Genomic DNA, 13858 nt, shown 5'->3' with positions numbered 1-13858 from the left:
CTGCAAAATTTTGGCATAAAAAAGGGCAGCCCATCCGGGTTGCCCTTTTCTGTTTTATAGACTGCGCCTATACCTTAGTATTTTCGCTTGTTCTTGTCTTTGTCTTTATCCTTTTCTTTTTCTACGCTACCATCGGCGTTGAACACCACTTTCAGGTCTTCGTCATCGCCTTCCAACTTAGCCATATACCTGGTCTGGCCGTCTTTCTCTACTGTCTTAGCCTTCTCAATGGTACGGTTGGCGTACTGCTGGCTAATGGTGTTTCGCACTGCCTGAGGAAGCTGGTTTACTTCAATTTCGCGCCCCTGCTTTTTGATGGTACCGTCGGCATTGTACATGATCCAATGATCGGTGCCGTTCATCTCGAACTTGGCATAATAGGTATCATCCTTTGCTTTCCATTCTACATCGCTCGCCTGGGCGTAGTTGTTGTTAAAACTTGTCTTTACACGTTCCGGCACATTATCCTGGGCAAATACGGCGGTACTCATACCGAATCCCAGCGCCAGGGTTAAAACTAACTTTTTCATAGCTCTTCTTCGTTTAGGTTATAATTGGTTTAAAAGATAAACAGGTTGACAATTCTGTGTTCGCATACGCTTACTTAACAGAATATATCAACCCTGGAAATCCTCTTTTCTTATACCACCCTCCTACCAGAATGTTCTGAAATGAGCTGGTTAATTGCCCATTATCGAAACACAGTACAAGTTTGTTAACCAATATTACCAAAAAACAGCAGCCGCTCCCCTAAGGAGAGCGGCTGCTGTATCATTGCTGTTTTTAAGTCAAATCTATTAATAGCGGTCGTTTCGGTCGCGTCTATAACCACCGCGCTGTGCGCCATAGCCTCCAAAATTGCCCGACGAAACGCCATAGTTGCGGTCACGGTCAAAGTCGGTGCCGTAATCATCTTCGAAACTGCTGGTGATACCCGCATTTGGAATGCCTCTGCTGGAGCGGATTTCAGACTGGCGCATTTGGCTGTAGTCCGAAATACCGTAGCCTTCGCGCAAGTCATCCTGGCTCATGCGGCTGCCACGTCCCTGTCCCATACGGTCGCTGCTGTCCTGGCTTCTGAACCGGTCGCGGCTATTTATGCTACGGTTGTAGTCATCATCTCTCTGGCTATACCTGCCTGAGCTGCCATACGAATCTGAGTCAGACCAACCCTGGCTGCGATAGCGGTTTTCGTAGTTTCGGTTGCCCATGTCGCGGTCTCCACGGTTCATCTGGAAGCTGGAATCACTGCGGTCGGAACCTCTCCTATCGCGCATACGCTCATAGGCATCGCCCATATTGCCTTCGTGGTAGCTATGCCGTCTGTCATCGCGACTGCTGCCCCGGCCGTAGCGGTCATCATCTATGCCGCGGTGATGGCTGCGATATTCCTGCTCAAATTCATTGGTGAGGTTGCGGGCACTGTGATAGTGCTCATCGTTGCGATTATAACCGGCGCCGCTGCCGTAGTCCCGGTCATAGTTGTCGTAATCGTAGCGATCTCTGTCTCGTCTGTTCATAGTTTTTCGTTTGTTTTAACATGATACTTCCTTTTTTAAACGAGGGTAGCGGTATACGGTTATGCAGCAATGCCTCAGGATTCTTTGATACGGGAAGCCAGCAGCCGGAACAGGATGTAAAGAAAGGCAAAGACAGCCATGGCGATCAGGGTCCAGAATTTCTGCTCGTTCTTTTCCTGCCAGTAATCGCGTTCGCCTTCAGTAGACTTCAATCTTTTGCGAATGGCCTGGTTGGCCAGTTGCTCGATCTGCAATTCACGGTGTAAAGAGTCAAGTGCAACCGTGTCAGGCAGGTATACAGTTTGAGTACGGAAGATCTCTTTGTATACAGGGTAGGCTCCTACAACGCGAGCGGAAGCATCCGGTCCGGCAGACTGCTCTGTTCCTACAAGCTGCTCTTTCAGTACACCAGTTCCACCAGTTTGTATTTGGAGCCGTTGTGAACCGAGATCAGACTTGGCGTATACTGCCGGGGCATACAGCTTGGGAAGACCTGGCTTAGAGGCGACAGGAGCGCTGTCCTGCCGCTGGGTAGCGCAGGAACAGAGGAGCAATACCAGGCATATCGTCCATCTCATGTGTAGCACGGTCTGTTTTCTATCACTTCATGCTGTCATACGGAAAGAAGCATCTAATTGGCACTATATTTCATTAAATATCGATTGGTTTTTGAATGGACCAACAGCGAATCGGAGTTTAACAGAATTACCCCTTAAAGTCACAAGCCTACTGGCACTTTATCAAGATATAATAAAACAGGTATAAGCTACCGATCGCATATCTTCTAAAACAACTGGCACATATAAAATTAATACCATTAACATGCATTAAGCAGAAAATCATTCATTTAGAAAATCATATTAAAAAAGGTAAACATTTGAGGCAAAAAGGCCGTTAATTTTAATATCTCTTTAATATTTCTGGTATAAAGAGGTTGGCTGATTATTTAATTATGTCAATCCAGACCTTAACAAAATTATATTACAACCACACGAGCGCCTGATGCTATACCTGCGTAGCTCCAATATGATTTTTTACCGCTCTGGTAGCACCTATCTCCTGGATTGACCTCTACTGTGTTTTGATGCGGCCTCCTCTGCCAAACAGGAAACCGTGTCACTAAACCATGAATAATACGCGAAAGGTCATATCATATTTTCTCTCTATCATCAGCGCCGGCATACTGTCCGCATGTTCAGCCAACAGCCAGGCGGCCGACGAAACAAAAGCAAAGCAGGAGCTGCCCGTTATCCAGATCATTTCAAAAGACACAGTGCTGCAGCATGAGTATGTAGCCGATATACAGGCGGTGCAGAATGTAGAACTGCGGGCGCGTGTTCCGGGCTTCCTTGAGAAGGTGCTGGTAGATGAGGGGCAGGAAGTGAAGAAAGGTCAGTTGTTGTTTCAGATCAGCGACGATGAGTACAAGGAGGAACACGCCAAGGCCCAGGCTAACCTGCAAAGTGCATTGGCAGAAGCGAAGGGCGTAAAGCTGGAGATAGACAGGCTTCGGCTCCTGGTTGAGAAGAACGTGATTTCCAAAACAGAGATAGACGTAGCACAGGCAAAACTCGAAGCCGCCAACTCCCGCATCAGAGCTGCCCGCTCTTCCGCCCAGAACGCCGCCATCCGATTGTCTTATACCAGCATCAGAGCCCCTTTCGATGGCATCATCGACCGTATTCCGCACCGCATGGGAAGTCTGATTGAACAGGGAACTCTCCTCACGACCGCCTCTAATATCAACGCCATATTTGTGTACTTTAATGTTTCGGAAAACGAGTACCTGCAGTACATCAAAACAAAAGAAGATAACCCCAACCGAAATAACAATAACGTGAAACTGGTGCTGGCAGACGGTACCCCCTACCAGCACGAAGGGAAAATCGAAACGGTGGAAAGTGAGTTTAAGTCAGGCACCGGTTCCATCGCCTTCAGGGCCCGCTTCCCCAACCCGGACAAACTCCTGAAGCATGGCGCCACCGGTAACATCGTGCTCTCCAACGCAGTGGAAGACGCCGTGCTGGTGCCCCAAAAAGCCGTGTTTGAGCTACAGGACAAGAACTATGTTTTCCTGGTGGACTCCCTGAACCAGGTGAGCATGCGCAGCTTCGTGCCCCGCACCCGCTTCTCTTCCTTTTACATTGCCGAGTCAGGCCTGAAACCGGGCGACAGGATCGTGCTGGAAGGTATACAGAATGTGGAGCCCGGCATGCAAATCAAGCCGAACCTGGTAGGCATGGACAGCCTGCTTGCCAGAACCCTTTAATGAAGAACGGACAGACTTAACACGAACACATGTTTGATATTTTTATACGCAGACCTATTCTCTCACTGGTTATCTCCCTGCTGATCACGCTGCTGGGGGTACTGGCCTTCTATACCTTACCGATTGCGCTTTTCCCGGATATTGCCCCGCCTTCTGTCTCTGTGCGTGCCAAATTCAGGGGAGCGAATGCTAACGTGGTGGCTAACACAGTTACCTCACCGCTCGAGAAAGCCATAAACGGGGTGCCCGGCATGACCTACATGTCCTCGGTATCCAGCAACAGGGGCACGTCCAGTATCAAGGTATATTTTGAGTCAGGCACAGACCCGGATATGGCTGCCGTAGAGGTGCAGAACCGTGTGTCGACCGTCGTGAACGACCTGCCCGAAGAAGTAGTGAAGGCGGGTGTGAGCACAGAAAAAGAGGTAGAAGGTTTGCTCCTTTACATCAACGTCACTAGTGAGGATACGGAACTGGACGAGAAATTCATCTACAACTTTGCCGACCTTAACATTCTGCAGGAACTGCGCCGGGTAGACGGTGTGGGCTTTGCGGAGATCATGAGCACCAAGGATTACTCGATGCGGGTATGGCTCAAACCTGACCGCATGACGGCCTACAAATTATCCACCGACGACGTCATTCAGGCTATTCAAAACCAGAACATAGAGGCCGCTCCAGGCCAGGTGGGTGAAAGCTCTGGCAAAACACCCCAGATGCTGCAGTATGTGCTACGCTATACCGGCAAGTTCTTCGAGCCGGAGCAGTACCAGAAGCTGGTGATCCGGGCAAATGAGGATGGCTCGGTGCTTCGGCTGCGGGATGTAGCCGATGTGGAACTGGGTAACCTCAACTATGGCCGTATTTCCAAAACTGACGGACAGCCTGCCGCCTCCATCATGATCATCCAGCGACCCGGCTCGAATGCACGAGACGTGATCAACCGGGTAAAGGAGCGTATGGTGGAGCTTAAAAGCAGCTCATTCCCGCCCGGTATGGACTACAAAATCACTTATGACGTTTCGCGCTTCCTCGATGCCTCGATCAAGAACGTACTGATGACGCTGCTCGAAGCTTTCGTGCTGGTTTTCCTGGTGGTGTTCCTCTTCCTGCAGGATTTCCGCTCCACCCTCATACCTGCACTGGCCGCCCCGGTGGCCCTGATCGGTACCCTCTTTTTTATGGGACTGATGGGCTTCTCGCTCAACCTGCTCACGCTCTTTGCCCTGGTGCTGGCTATCGGTATTGTGGTAGATAATGCCATTGTGGTGGTGGAGGCCGTGCACGCCAAAATGGAAAATGAAGGACTGCCGCCACGGGAGGCTACTTTTGCCGCTATGCGGGAGATTGGCGGCGCCATCATCGCCATCACGCTCGTGATGTCGGCCGTGTTTATACCTGTTGCTTTTATGTCAGGACCTGTCGGGATATTCTATCGCCAGTTCTCGCTTACGCTGGCCATTGCCATCGCGATATCAGGCGTCAACGCGCTCACCCTTACCCCCGCGCTCTGTGCTATTATGCTGCGCAACACCCATCATGAAAAGAAGAAGAAAAAGAGCCTGATGCAACGCTTCTTTGGCAAATTCAACAATGCCTATGATGCCTTTGCCCGGAAGTATAGCAACAGCATCTCTTTCATGGCCGGGCGCAGGCTGATCACGGTGGCCCTGCTGCTCTTGTTTTTTGCAGCGACCTGGGGCATCAACAGTATTTTGCCTACAGGCTTTATCCCGACGGAAGACCAGAGTGTGGTGTATGTTGACGTCACCACTCCGGCAGGTGCTACAGTCGAGCGTACCGAGCGTGTGCTGGACTTTGTCAACCAGTCGGTGTCAGGTATGGACGAGGTAGAATCCTTTTCTTCTTTGGCCGGCTACAGCCTTTCCACCGGTCTGTCGGGAGCCTCTTATGGTATGGCCATGGTCAATCTGAAGGAGTGGAATAAACGTGACATACCGATTCACGAAACGATACGCAGACTTGAGGAAAGAACCAGGCACATCACCGATGCACAGATCGAGTTTTTCATGCCCCCTACCGTACCTGGCTTCGGTAACTCCAGCGGTTTTCAGATGAAGGTGCTCGACCGCACGGGCAGTGGCAATCTGCAGCGCATGGACGAGGTGACGAAAAAGTTTGTAGCTGCCTTGAAAGCGGCCCCGGAAATCAGTTACGCCGGTGCGGAATTTGACCCGAACTTTCCGCAGTACATGATCCATGTGGACCAGGACATGGCGGCAAAAAAAGGTGTGACTATCAAACAAGCGATGGGTACGCTACAGACCCTGGTCGGAGGTTTGTATGTATCGGATTTTGTACGCTTCGAGCAGATGTACGATGTGATGGTGCAGGCAGATCCCCGCTACCGTACCCGACCGGAAGACGTGCTGAAGCTGCAGGTGAAAAACGATCAGGGAGAGATGGTCCCCTACTCCACCTTCATCAGCATGGAGCGCATCTACGGACCTGAACAGCTCTCGCGCCACAACATGTATACCTCAGCCAAAGTAAAGGGAGGCCCTGCACCTGGCTACAGCAGCGGTGACGCTATTGCAGCCATTGAGCGGGTAGCGGCCGAAACACTGCCCCGCGGCTATACCTACGACTGGTATGGCATGACCCGCCAGGAAGTGCTTTCCGGCGACCAGGCCATTTACATTTTCCTGATCTGCCTCGCTTTTGTCTACCTGCTTCTGGCCGCTCAGTATGAAAGCTTCCTGCTGCCACTGCCGGTTATCCTGTCGCTGCCTGCCGGTATATTCGGTGCCTTCGTGGGCCTGTATGTGCTGGGGCTGCAGAACAATATTTATGCGCAGGTGGCCTTGATCATGCTCATCGGTTTGCTGGGTAAAAACGCCATCCTGATTGTGGAGTTTGCCGTGCAAAGGCGGCAGGAAGGAAAGTCGGTGCTGCAGGCGGCAGTAGAGGGCGCTACCGCCAGGCTACGCCCCGTGCTGATGACCTCCTTTGCCTTTACTGCCGGTCTGATACCGCTGTGTATGGCTACCGGAGCCGGCGCCTTGGGTAACAGGTCCATCGGTACGGCAGCGGCCGGAGGTATGATCGTCGGGACGATTGTGGGGGTTTTTCTCATACCTGGTCTATATGTATTATTCGCCAGCATGATACCTAAAAAGAAGGACAAGCAGCGACTGCCAGATCCGGTCACCGAAGAAATGGAAATGCCTGTTTCCCAAAACTAAGTTATTGACTATGTTATCACCAACATCTACTTATAAATGTCTTCTCTTTTTCCTGCTACTGGCTTTGGTAAGCAGTTGCAAGGTGGCAGCCCCACCAGAGCTGCCCACTCTGTCCGAAATGCCTGCCTCCTTTGACGAGCGCAGCGATTCCACCAGCCTGGGCAACATCTCCTGGAGAGATTTTTTCAATGACCCACACCTGGTGCAGTTGATCGATCAGGCGCTGGAGAACAATCAGGACCTGCTGATGGCGGTGCAGCGCATCGAAGTGGCCAGGGCAAATTATGTTGCTGCCAGCGGCCGGACGCTACCCTCCCTCGATGCCCGCTTCAGGGCCCGGTCGGGGAACATTTACAATAACCAGCTCAACGGCACCATTTACGGCGACCGCAATACCGTTACGCAAACTCAAAACCATTTTCTAGGTCTGCAAAGCACTTGGGAGGTCGACCTATGGGGCCGATTGAAAAACCAGAAAAAAGCCGCCTATCTCCGCTTCATGGCCTCAGAACAGGGGCAGCATCTACTGACCACTTCGCTGGTAGCCGAGGTGGCCCGACTGTACTACGACCTGCTTGCCCTCGACAACGAACTCGAGACCATTGAGCGGAACATTGAGCTGCAGGAAAATGCCCTGGAGATTATCCGGATACAGAAGATCGGTGGCCGCGCAACCGAGTTGGCTGTACAGCAGTTTCATGCGCAGTTGCTCCGTACCCAGAGCCGTGGCTTCGAAAAACGGCAGCAGATCGTAGAAGCGGAAAACCAACTGAACCTGCTGCTGGGCCGTTTTCCGCAGCCTATTGCGCGGGGCGAGTCCATCATGACACAGCACCTGCCGGATGTAGTAGAAGCCGGCGTGCCTTCTGATCTGCTGCTGCGCAGGCCTGATATACGCCAGGCAGAACTACAGTTGCTGGCCGCCAAAGCTGATGTGGCCTCCGCCCGGGCTGCCTTCCTACCGGCTTTTACCATTACGCCTTATGCAGGTTTTCATACCCGGCATCTTCCATCCCTTTTCAACACGCCGCAGTCACTGGTGTTTGGCTTTTTAGGTGGTCTGACTGCTCCCATTTTTCAACAGCGCCAGATCCGCACCGATTTCGACCGCAGCGCAGCCCTGAACCAGGAGGCTTTCCACGCCTATCAGAAAAGCATCCTGAGCGGCTACCAGGAAGTGGTTACCAACCTGCAGAAACTGGAGAACTACATGCAGGCCTATACCTTGCGGGAGCAGGAAGCAGAGGTACTGACAAGTGCTGTCAGCACCTCCAACGATCTGTTCATGGCCGGCTATGCTTCTTACCTGGAAGTAATCACGGCGCAGGGCAGCGTGCTGGAAGCGGAGCTTGGCAAGGCCAATGCCCGAAAAGAACTCTTTATGGCTGTGATCGACCTATACCGCTCCCTGGGTGGCGGATGGGAGTAATTTTTGATTTGATGTGCCGGGGTCTTCGATAAACCGGACTTATACAGAGAGAACAAATGAAAGACAATTATATACATTCCACTTTACAACGATTAACGCTATACCTTGTACTGCTATTCCTGCCAATCCTGGCTTCGGCTCAGATGCTGCCTCAAAGCTCTGCCCCTCATCTTACCTCCGGTACACCTGACACCAATATCCCCCGGCTTGACAGCGCATTTGTAAACGAGTACATCAGCAATGAAGAGGATTTCAGGCACCACCTGCAACTGGTAGAGCAGTTTTACCAGGACAGGGACTACAAACTGGCCTGGTTTAAAGAAGATAAGCTGGTACCACAGGCAGAAAAACTGATGCAGGTGCTCGAAAAAACACATCGCGAAGGCCTGGACCCCAGTGATTATCAGGTGAAGGACCTGCAGGCGATGTATAGAGAATTTCAGGAAATGCGTACACCTGATGCACAAAAACAGCAGAAAATTGACCTGGCACTAACGGCCTCTTACTTTAATTATGCCGTAGACTTTTATACAGGAACGGTTAACCCGCACAAGCACTCCGCCATCAAATGGGGAATAGAAAAGAACAAGATCAAGCTGCACAAAGCACTGCAAACCATCCTGCAGGAAAGAGAAAGCACCTACCCCTATTACGAATTTGAGGCACTGCACGAAGGCTATCAGAAGCTGCGGGAGGTATTGGTACAGTACCAGCAGATACAGGAACAGGGCGGCTGGCCAAAGGTTGAAGAGCAGGGCCTGGTGCAACAACATGATACAGCAGAGGTAGTCCTATCGCTCCGAAAACGCCTTTTACCTGACCAACAGATCAGGACGCAGGATAGTGCTGCGTATGTGTATGACGAGCAGCTAAAAGAAGCCGTGGAGGCATTTCAGAAACGACATGGCTTGTCGGTAGATGGTGTTGTGGGGCCGCAGACCTATCGGGCTCTTAATGTTGGCATTGAGGAGCGCATTGACCAGCTCGTGCTGAACATGGAGCGCTGGCGTTGGCTACCGAAGCGTCTGGAACCCGAGGAGGGCCCGCAGCGCTACGTGATGGTGAACATTCCGGCCTTTAAGGTATATGTCATGGAAGACGGCGAGGAAGTGATGCGCATGCGTGCTGTAGTCGGAAAGACAATGCACTCTACTCCTGTGTTCAGCCACGAGATACAGTACCTGGTGTTTGCTCCCTACTGGAATGTACCCAACAGCATAGTAGAAGCCGACATAAAGCCTAAACTGCTACGCAACAGGAATTGGCTGGAGACCCAGAACATGGAGATGGTCACCAGTTTTGGTTCTAATGCCAGACGAGTACCAGTATCCCGGGTGGACTGGGCGAACATGACACGTCACAACTTTGACTACCGCATCAGGCAGCGCCCGGGGCCAAACAACTCATTGGGCCGTGTGAAGTTTATGTTTCCGAATGAGTACTCCGTATACCTGCACGATACACCGGCCAACCATTTGTTTGATGAAACAGACCGCGATTTCAGCCATGGCTGCGTACGTGTAGAAAAACCTACCGAACTGGCTACCTACCTGCTCCAGCATAACCCAGACTGGGATAGAAGCCGTGTGCGAAATGCCATGAATGGACGTGAGGAAATTAACGTGAATCTGAAAGAGAATGTGCCGGTATACCTGGTGTATTTCACAGCATGGGTTGAGGAGGACGGCACGGTTCATTTCAGAGATGATCTGTATAACCACGACAAGGCGCTGGCTCAGCAGCTCTTCTGATACGCTCCAACTTATCTATCAAAGCAATACCGAAAGTAATGATTGCAGGCTGCAGCAATAATATCACGCAGCCTGGGAATATATTGGTTTATATTTACGACTCGCATTGCCGTGTTAACGCCGGCTACATTATACCTGGCTACTGCAACAAGATATGAACAGATTTATACCAAAAGATAAAGCGTCCGAACTGCTCCGTATCATACAGGATGCGGACTGCCAGACGATCTATGATCCGGAAAAGCACCGGCTGGCCCTGCTGAACAACACGAGCGATGAACTGGTTTACTTCCGTTTGCCAATCACCGAGCCCGCGCCAGGTACCGAACAGCCTGAAGCAAAAATAAACTATGTCATCCTGCTGATACAGTCGGGCAGCTGCGCCATGGGTTATTTTGAAAACGGCCGCTGCCTCAATCATAAAGTGTTTCGCTCTTATATGGTGCGCAAGAAGCAGGGAAAGAGCCAGATCAAGTACCTTAAAACAAAAGGCAAGTCACGGGCAGGGTCACGGGTGCGGCTGGGGGAAACCGCCGAGTTTTTTGAGAACATCAATGGCCGCCTGCAGGAGTACTTTCAGCAGCACCGCATCGACCGCATCGCCATCAGCTGTTCTAAAACCTTGCTGCCATACCTGTACACTTCTTCTGTACCCACGCCTTTCGACAAGCGCGACCCGAGGCTGTTCAAGATCCCAAAGCACATCCATACGCCCATTTACGAGGTACTACTCGAAGCCAACCGTTTTCTGCAACGAGGCGAACTGATCGCCCTCACCGAAGCAGGCTTCGCGGCTATACCTCTGCTGCAGGACTTTCTACAAAATAATGCAGACGACAGCATGACAGAAGAAACGGGGGATGCAGCCGATGACATGGTGGACGAGGTATACGTAACCGATGATTGGGAAGAAGATGACTGGGATGCAGATGAGCCATACCTTGAGGACGATGAAGAGGATGACGACATAGTAGAATGGGATTAAGGAGTATACTGTTGTGCCCTTCCACCCTTTGGTTCCGACTCTCCATGGCTCCTTTACGTAAGTAGACCAATAGACAAAAGAAAACCATGGAAGATCAGATCAACAGAGACATGGCTGTGTTTCAGCAGGTATGTGAAATAAATGAATTAGACCCGCAAGCAATTGAAGAGGAAGCGCAGAGCCGGTTTCCAGACAAATTTAAAGAAGGTAAAAATCCGGAGCGCCTCATCTGGACAGCCTTTGACTCTCGTGCCAAGTCACTTATCAGTCAGGTCGTTCAAAATATAAACCTTGATGCTGAACAGTTAACAGACAAGGTCTATACCATCGATGGAGACCCGGCTGCTCCCGCTTTTGTCATAAACGAAGACGCGATCCGAAGTCAGTACAGTCCGGAGAAAGCAGCAGAGATCATCGATGCGCTCGGGCAGGTACAGCTTCCGGTTACCGGCTAAAACAGGAAAGGCAGCTACCATGCGGTAGCTGCCTTTCTTCTTGGCTATTGTCTAACCCTTCAGCTAATCCTTTTTGCGCGTAAGGAGCACGACGGCAGCGGTCGTAACCAGTGCCAGCACCCCTACTTTCTGGATCAGGCCACTGCGATTGTGTTCCCAGTCGGCCTTCCAACCTTTTTCGGCAAATATGTTGGGCACAGTACCTTTTGAGAAGTCCTCAATCACGCCTTCCACCACGTTCACGCGGTCTGCCATCAGCAGTGGCAGCCAGTGCAGGTAGCTGTTCTCGCTGTGCTTGAATGCAAAGCGCCGGATCATACCGCTGAGGCCGCTTGGTGGCATGGAAGTGCCGAACACAGCTGTCACGTTAGGGCGCTCGTTAGAATGTAGCACTTCGATGTTGATATCCTGCTGCGTCGGACGATCCCAGCTGTAGCCTTCCTGCTCCGCGTCGGTACGGTGTTTCATGGGGTAGGTCGGATCGTTTTTCGGATCGGCATCGATGCCCCAGTTTTTTATATGTGAATAGTCTTTTGGTGTCTTATTTTCCATGATTGTCTCCTTTCTATCTGGCTGATGGTGGAATAAGTACGGGCTTAATGCAATTATCCAGTTTCTCTGAGAAAATGTGGTAAGCATCGGCCACGTCCTCCAGTGGTACACGGTGTGTGATCAGTGGTTTCGGGTTGATAACGCCATTCTGCACATGGTCGATCAGCTTCGGCAGCAGACGTTTCACAGAGGCCTGGTTCGCCCGTATCGTGATGCCCTTGTTCACCACATTACCAATTGGCACGAGGTTATCCGTAGGGCCATACACCCCGACAATTGACAAGATACCACCTTTCTTGAGCGAGTTCACAGCCCAGTGAACCGCGGTAGCAGAACCAGCCTGTAGCAGTAGCTTGCGACCTGTGATGGTTTGCATCAGGTTACCGCTTGCTTCGGCACCTACGGCATCGATGCACACGTCCGCCCCCATCCAGTCCGTGGTCTTCTTCACGAACACCACCGGATCATCCATTTCTTCGTAGTTGTAGGCTTCGCAGTTGGCATAGTTACGCACAAACTCCAGTCGGTATTCCAGTTTGTCGATCACAATCACGCGGCCAGCTCCAAAGAGCCAGGAGCAGCGTGCCGCCATGATACCGATTGGACCAGCGCCAAAGATGACCACTGTATCGCCTTTCTGAATGCCGCCCATTTCGGCAGCCTGGTAACCGGTAGGTACTACGTCGGTCAGCAGCACGGCATCATCCGGATCCATTCCTGGAGGTATAACAGTTGGTCCTACATCTGCATAGGGTACGCGCACATACTCGGCCTGTCCGCCGTCATATCCACCTGCTGTGTGTGAGTAGCCGAAGATACCACCCACTGCAGTGGCCTGCGAGTTGGATTCGTGGCAGTTTCCAAACAGACCCTGCTTACAGAAATGACATTTGCCACAGGCGATGTTGAAAGGCACAATGACCATGTCGCCTACTTTCAGCTTCTGTACTTCAGAGCCGATCTCAGTTACTTCGCCTATAAATTCGTGTCCGAAAGTCATCCCTACACGGGTATCGGGTACGTTGCCATTGTAGAGGTGGAGGTCAGAGCCGCAGATGCAGGAGCGCGTCACACGCACGATAGCATCCTGGGGATGCAGAATCTTGGGCTCTGGTTTTTCGTCAATGCGGACCCGTTGCGGCCCGCGATAGTTCATTGCCAGCATAAGTTTGTTTTCAGTTTGTATTCAAATTGTGTTTCTCTTCCGCCTGTGTAGGCTTCGGAATGATGTTTAAATAAATACTACTCTATACCTTAATGGTTACGAAAATTGGATTTTTAAAAGAAATACCTATATACCTATGCTTTTATACTTATCAAATCTGGACCAGTGCTATGTACTATAACCGGCCACAAAAATGGCACAAGCGATTGCCTGTGCCATACTGAAAATAAAACGTCCTTACATGGGTAATACTACTGTCTGCCGTCGTCTCTGATCTTGGTTTTGATCTGCTCGGCCATCTCAGGTGTCACATCTACGTGGTGCACATCGTGTGCATGTTTTCCGGCCTGAGCCAGCACTTCCTGCTCGCTGTTAGCCCTTACCTCGGCATCACAATCGAAGCCGACATCCCTGCATTTTAGTGTTTTCATGTTGTATTGGTTTAGTGTCTGAACTGTTGAGAGTGCATCTGCCTTAAATAACCCAATTAGTTTATACCTGCTTGTTTTGCAATAAGTTATAACCA

12 protein-coding genes are annotated in these 13858 nt (G+C 51.0%); 6 read left to right on the top strand and 6 right to left on the bottom strand.

All coding sequences use genetic code 11. The features are described 5' to 3' along the window. Positions 1-74: 74 nt before the first annotated feature. The 3 genes from I0P70_RS17535 to I0P70_RS17525 all read right to left on the bottom strand — a co-directional run bounded on the left by I0P70_RS17535 (position 75) and on the right by I0P70_RS17525 (position 2098). Positions 75-530 (bottom strand): PepSY-like domain-containing protein, encoded by a 456-nt coding sequence (locus I0P70_RS17535; protein WP_196120455.1) that lies wholly within the window; start codon positions 528-530, stop codon positions 75-77. 267 nt (positions 531-797) lie between these two features. Continuing rightward, positions 798-1520, bottom strand: a complete 723-nt coding sequence (locus I0P70_RS17530; protein ID WP_196120454.1) for a hypothetical protein — start codon at positions 1518-1520, stop codon at positions 798-800. 74 nt (positions 1521-1594) lie between these two features. Beyond that, positions 1595-2098, bottom strand: coding sequence for a hypothetical protein (locus I0P70_RS17525; protein ID WP_196120453.1), 504 nt, complete (start codon positions 2096-2098; stop codon positions 1595-1597). Positions 2099-2646: 548 nt separating this feature from the next. On the opposite strand from I0P70_RS17525, the gene I0P70_RS17520 reads away from it, so the two are divergent. The 6 genes from I0P70_RS17520 (at position 2647) to I0P70_RS17495 (ending at position 11615) form a co-directional block, all read left to right on the top strand. Then, complete coding sequence (locus I0P70_RS17520) at positions 2647-3789, top strand: efflux RND transporter periplasmic adaptor subunit (RefSeq protein WP_196120452.1); 1143 nt, start codon at positions 2647-2649, stop codon at positions 3787-3789. Between the two features lie 29 nt (positions 3790-3818). After that, positions 3819-6995 (top strand): efflux RND transporter permease subunit, encoded by a 3177-nt coding sequence (locus I0P70_RS17515; RefSeq protein ID WP_196120451.1) that lies wholly within the window; start codon positions 3819-3821, stop codon positions 6993-6995. 10 nt (positions 6996-7005) lie between these two features. Next, positions 7006-8424, top strand: coding sequence for an efflux transporter outer membrane subunit (locus tag I0P70_RS17510; protein WP_196120450.1), 1419 nt, complete (start codon positions 7006-7008; stop codon positions 8422-8424). 56 nt (positions 8425-8480) lie between these two features. After that, positions 8481-10175 (top strand): murein L,D-transpeptidase, encoded by a 1695-nt coding sequence (locus tag I0P70_RS17505; RefSeq protein WP_196120449.1) that lies wholly within the window; start codon positions 8481-8483, stop codon positions 10173-10175. A gap of 154 nt (positions 10176-10329) precedes the next feature. After that, entirely contained in the window at positions 10330-11160 is an 831-nt protein-coding gene (locus I0P70_RS17500) for a hypothetical protein (RefSeq protein WP_196120448.1), read from the top strand. A gap of 86 nt (positions 11161-11246) precedes the next feature. Further along, a complete protein-coding gene (locus I0P70_RS17495; protein ID WP_196120447.1) occupies positions 11247-11615 on the top strand; it encodes a hypothetical protein in 369 nt (122 codons plus the stop codon). Positions 11616-11678: 63 nt separating this feature from the next. On the opposite strand, the gene I0P70_RS17490 is transcribed toward I0P70_RS17495, so the two are convergent. From I0P70_RS17490 to I0P70_RS17480, 3 genes are all read right to left on the bottom strand, one after another. Then, positions 11679-12167 (bottom strand): hypothetical protein, encoded by a 489-nt coding sequence (locus tag I0P70_RS17490; protein WP_196120446.1) that lies wholly within the window; start codon positions 12165-12167, stop codon positions 11679-11681. Between the two features lie 13 nt (positions 12168-12180). Further along, positions 12181-13332 (bottom strand): zinc-dependent alcohol dehydrogenase, encoded by a 1152-nt coding sequence (locus I0P70_RS17485; RefSeq protein WP_007654013.1) that lies wholly within the window; start codon positions 13330-13332, stop codon positions 12181-12183. A 251-nt stretch (positions 13333-13583) separates the two neighbouring features. Continuing rightward, positions 13584-13763 (bottom strand): DUF1059 domain-containing protein, encoded by a 180-nt coding sequence (locus I0P70_RS17480; RefSeq protein ID WP_196120445.1) that lies wholly within the window; start codon positions 13761-13763, stop codon positions 13584-13586. Between the last annotated feature and the right edge of the window lie 95 nt (positions 13764-13858).

The organism is Pontibacter sp. FD36, assembly GCF_015686655.1.
Taxonomy (GTDB): domain Bacteria; phylum Bacteroidota; class Bacteroidia; order Cytophagales; family Hymenobacteraceae; genus Pontibacter.
Note: the sequence above shows the minus strand (reverse complement) of the source record. Positions and strands in the feature narration are given on the sequence as shown.

Excerpts from the sequence above, each read along its gene's own strand:
- I0P70_RS17520 (WP_196120452.1), top strand. The coding sequence starts at position 2,647 with ATGAATAATACGCGAAAGGTCATATCATATTTTCTCTCTATCATCAGC.
- I0P70_RS17480 (WP_196120445.1), bottom strand. The coding sequence starts at position 13,763 with ATGAAAACACTAAAATGCAGGGATGTCGGCTTCGATTGTGATGCCGAG.
- I0P70_RS17500 (WP_196120448.1), top strand. The coding sequence starts at position 10,330 with ATGAACAGATTTATACCAAAAGATAAAGCGTCCGAACTGCTCCGTATC.
- I0P70_RS17525 (WP_196120453.1), bottom strand. The coding sequence starts at position 2,098 with ATGAGATGGACGATATGCCTGGTATTGCTCCTCTGTTCCTGCGCTACC.
- I0P70_RS17490 (WP_196120446.1), bottom strand. The coding sequence starts at position 12,167 with ATGGAAAATAAGACACCAAAAGACTATTCACATATAAAAAACTGGGGC.
- I0P70_RS17535 (WP_196120455.1), bottom strand. The coding sequence starts at position 530 with ATGAAAAAGTTAGTTTTAACCCTGGCGCTGGGATTCGGTATGAGTACC.
- I0P70_RS17515 (WP_196120451.1), top strand. The coding sequence starts at position 3,819 with ATGTTTGATATTTTTATACGCAGACCTATTCTCTCACTGGTTATCTCC.
- I0P70_RS17530 (WP_196120454.1), bottom strand. The coding sequence starts at position 1,520 with ATGAACAGACGAGACAGAGATCGCTACGATTACGACAACTATGACCGG.
- I0P70_RS17510 (WP_196120450.1), top strand. The coding sequence starts at position 7,006 with ATGTTATCACCAACATCTACTTATAAATGTCTTCTCTTTTTCCTGCTA.
- I0P70_RS17495 (WP_196120447.1), top strand. The coding sequence starts at position 11,247 with ATGGAAGATCAGATCAACAGAGACATGGCTGTGTTTCAGCAGGTATGT.
- I0P70_RS17505 (WP_196120449.1), top strand. The coding sequence starts at position 8,481 with ATGAAAGACAATTATATACATTCCACTTTACAACGATTAACGCTATAC.
- I0P70_RS17485 (WP_007654013.1), bottom strand. The coding sequence starts at position 13,332 with ATGCTGGCAATGAACTATCGCGGGCCGCAACGGGTCCGCATTGACGAA.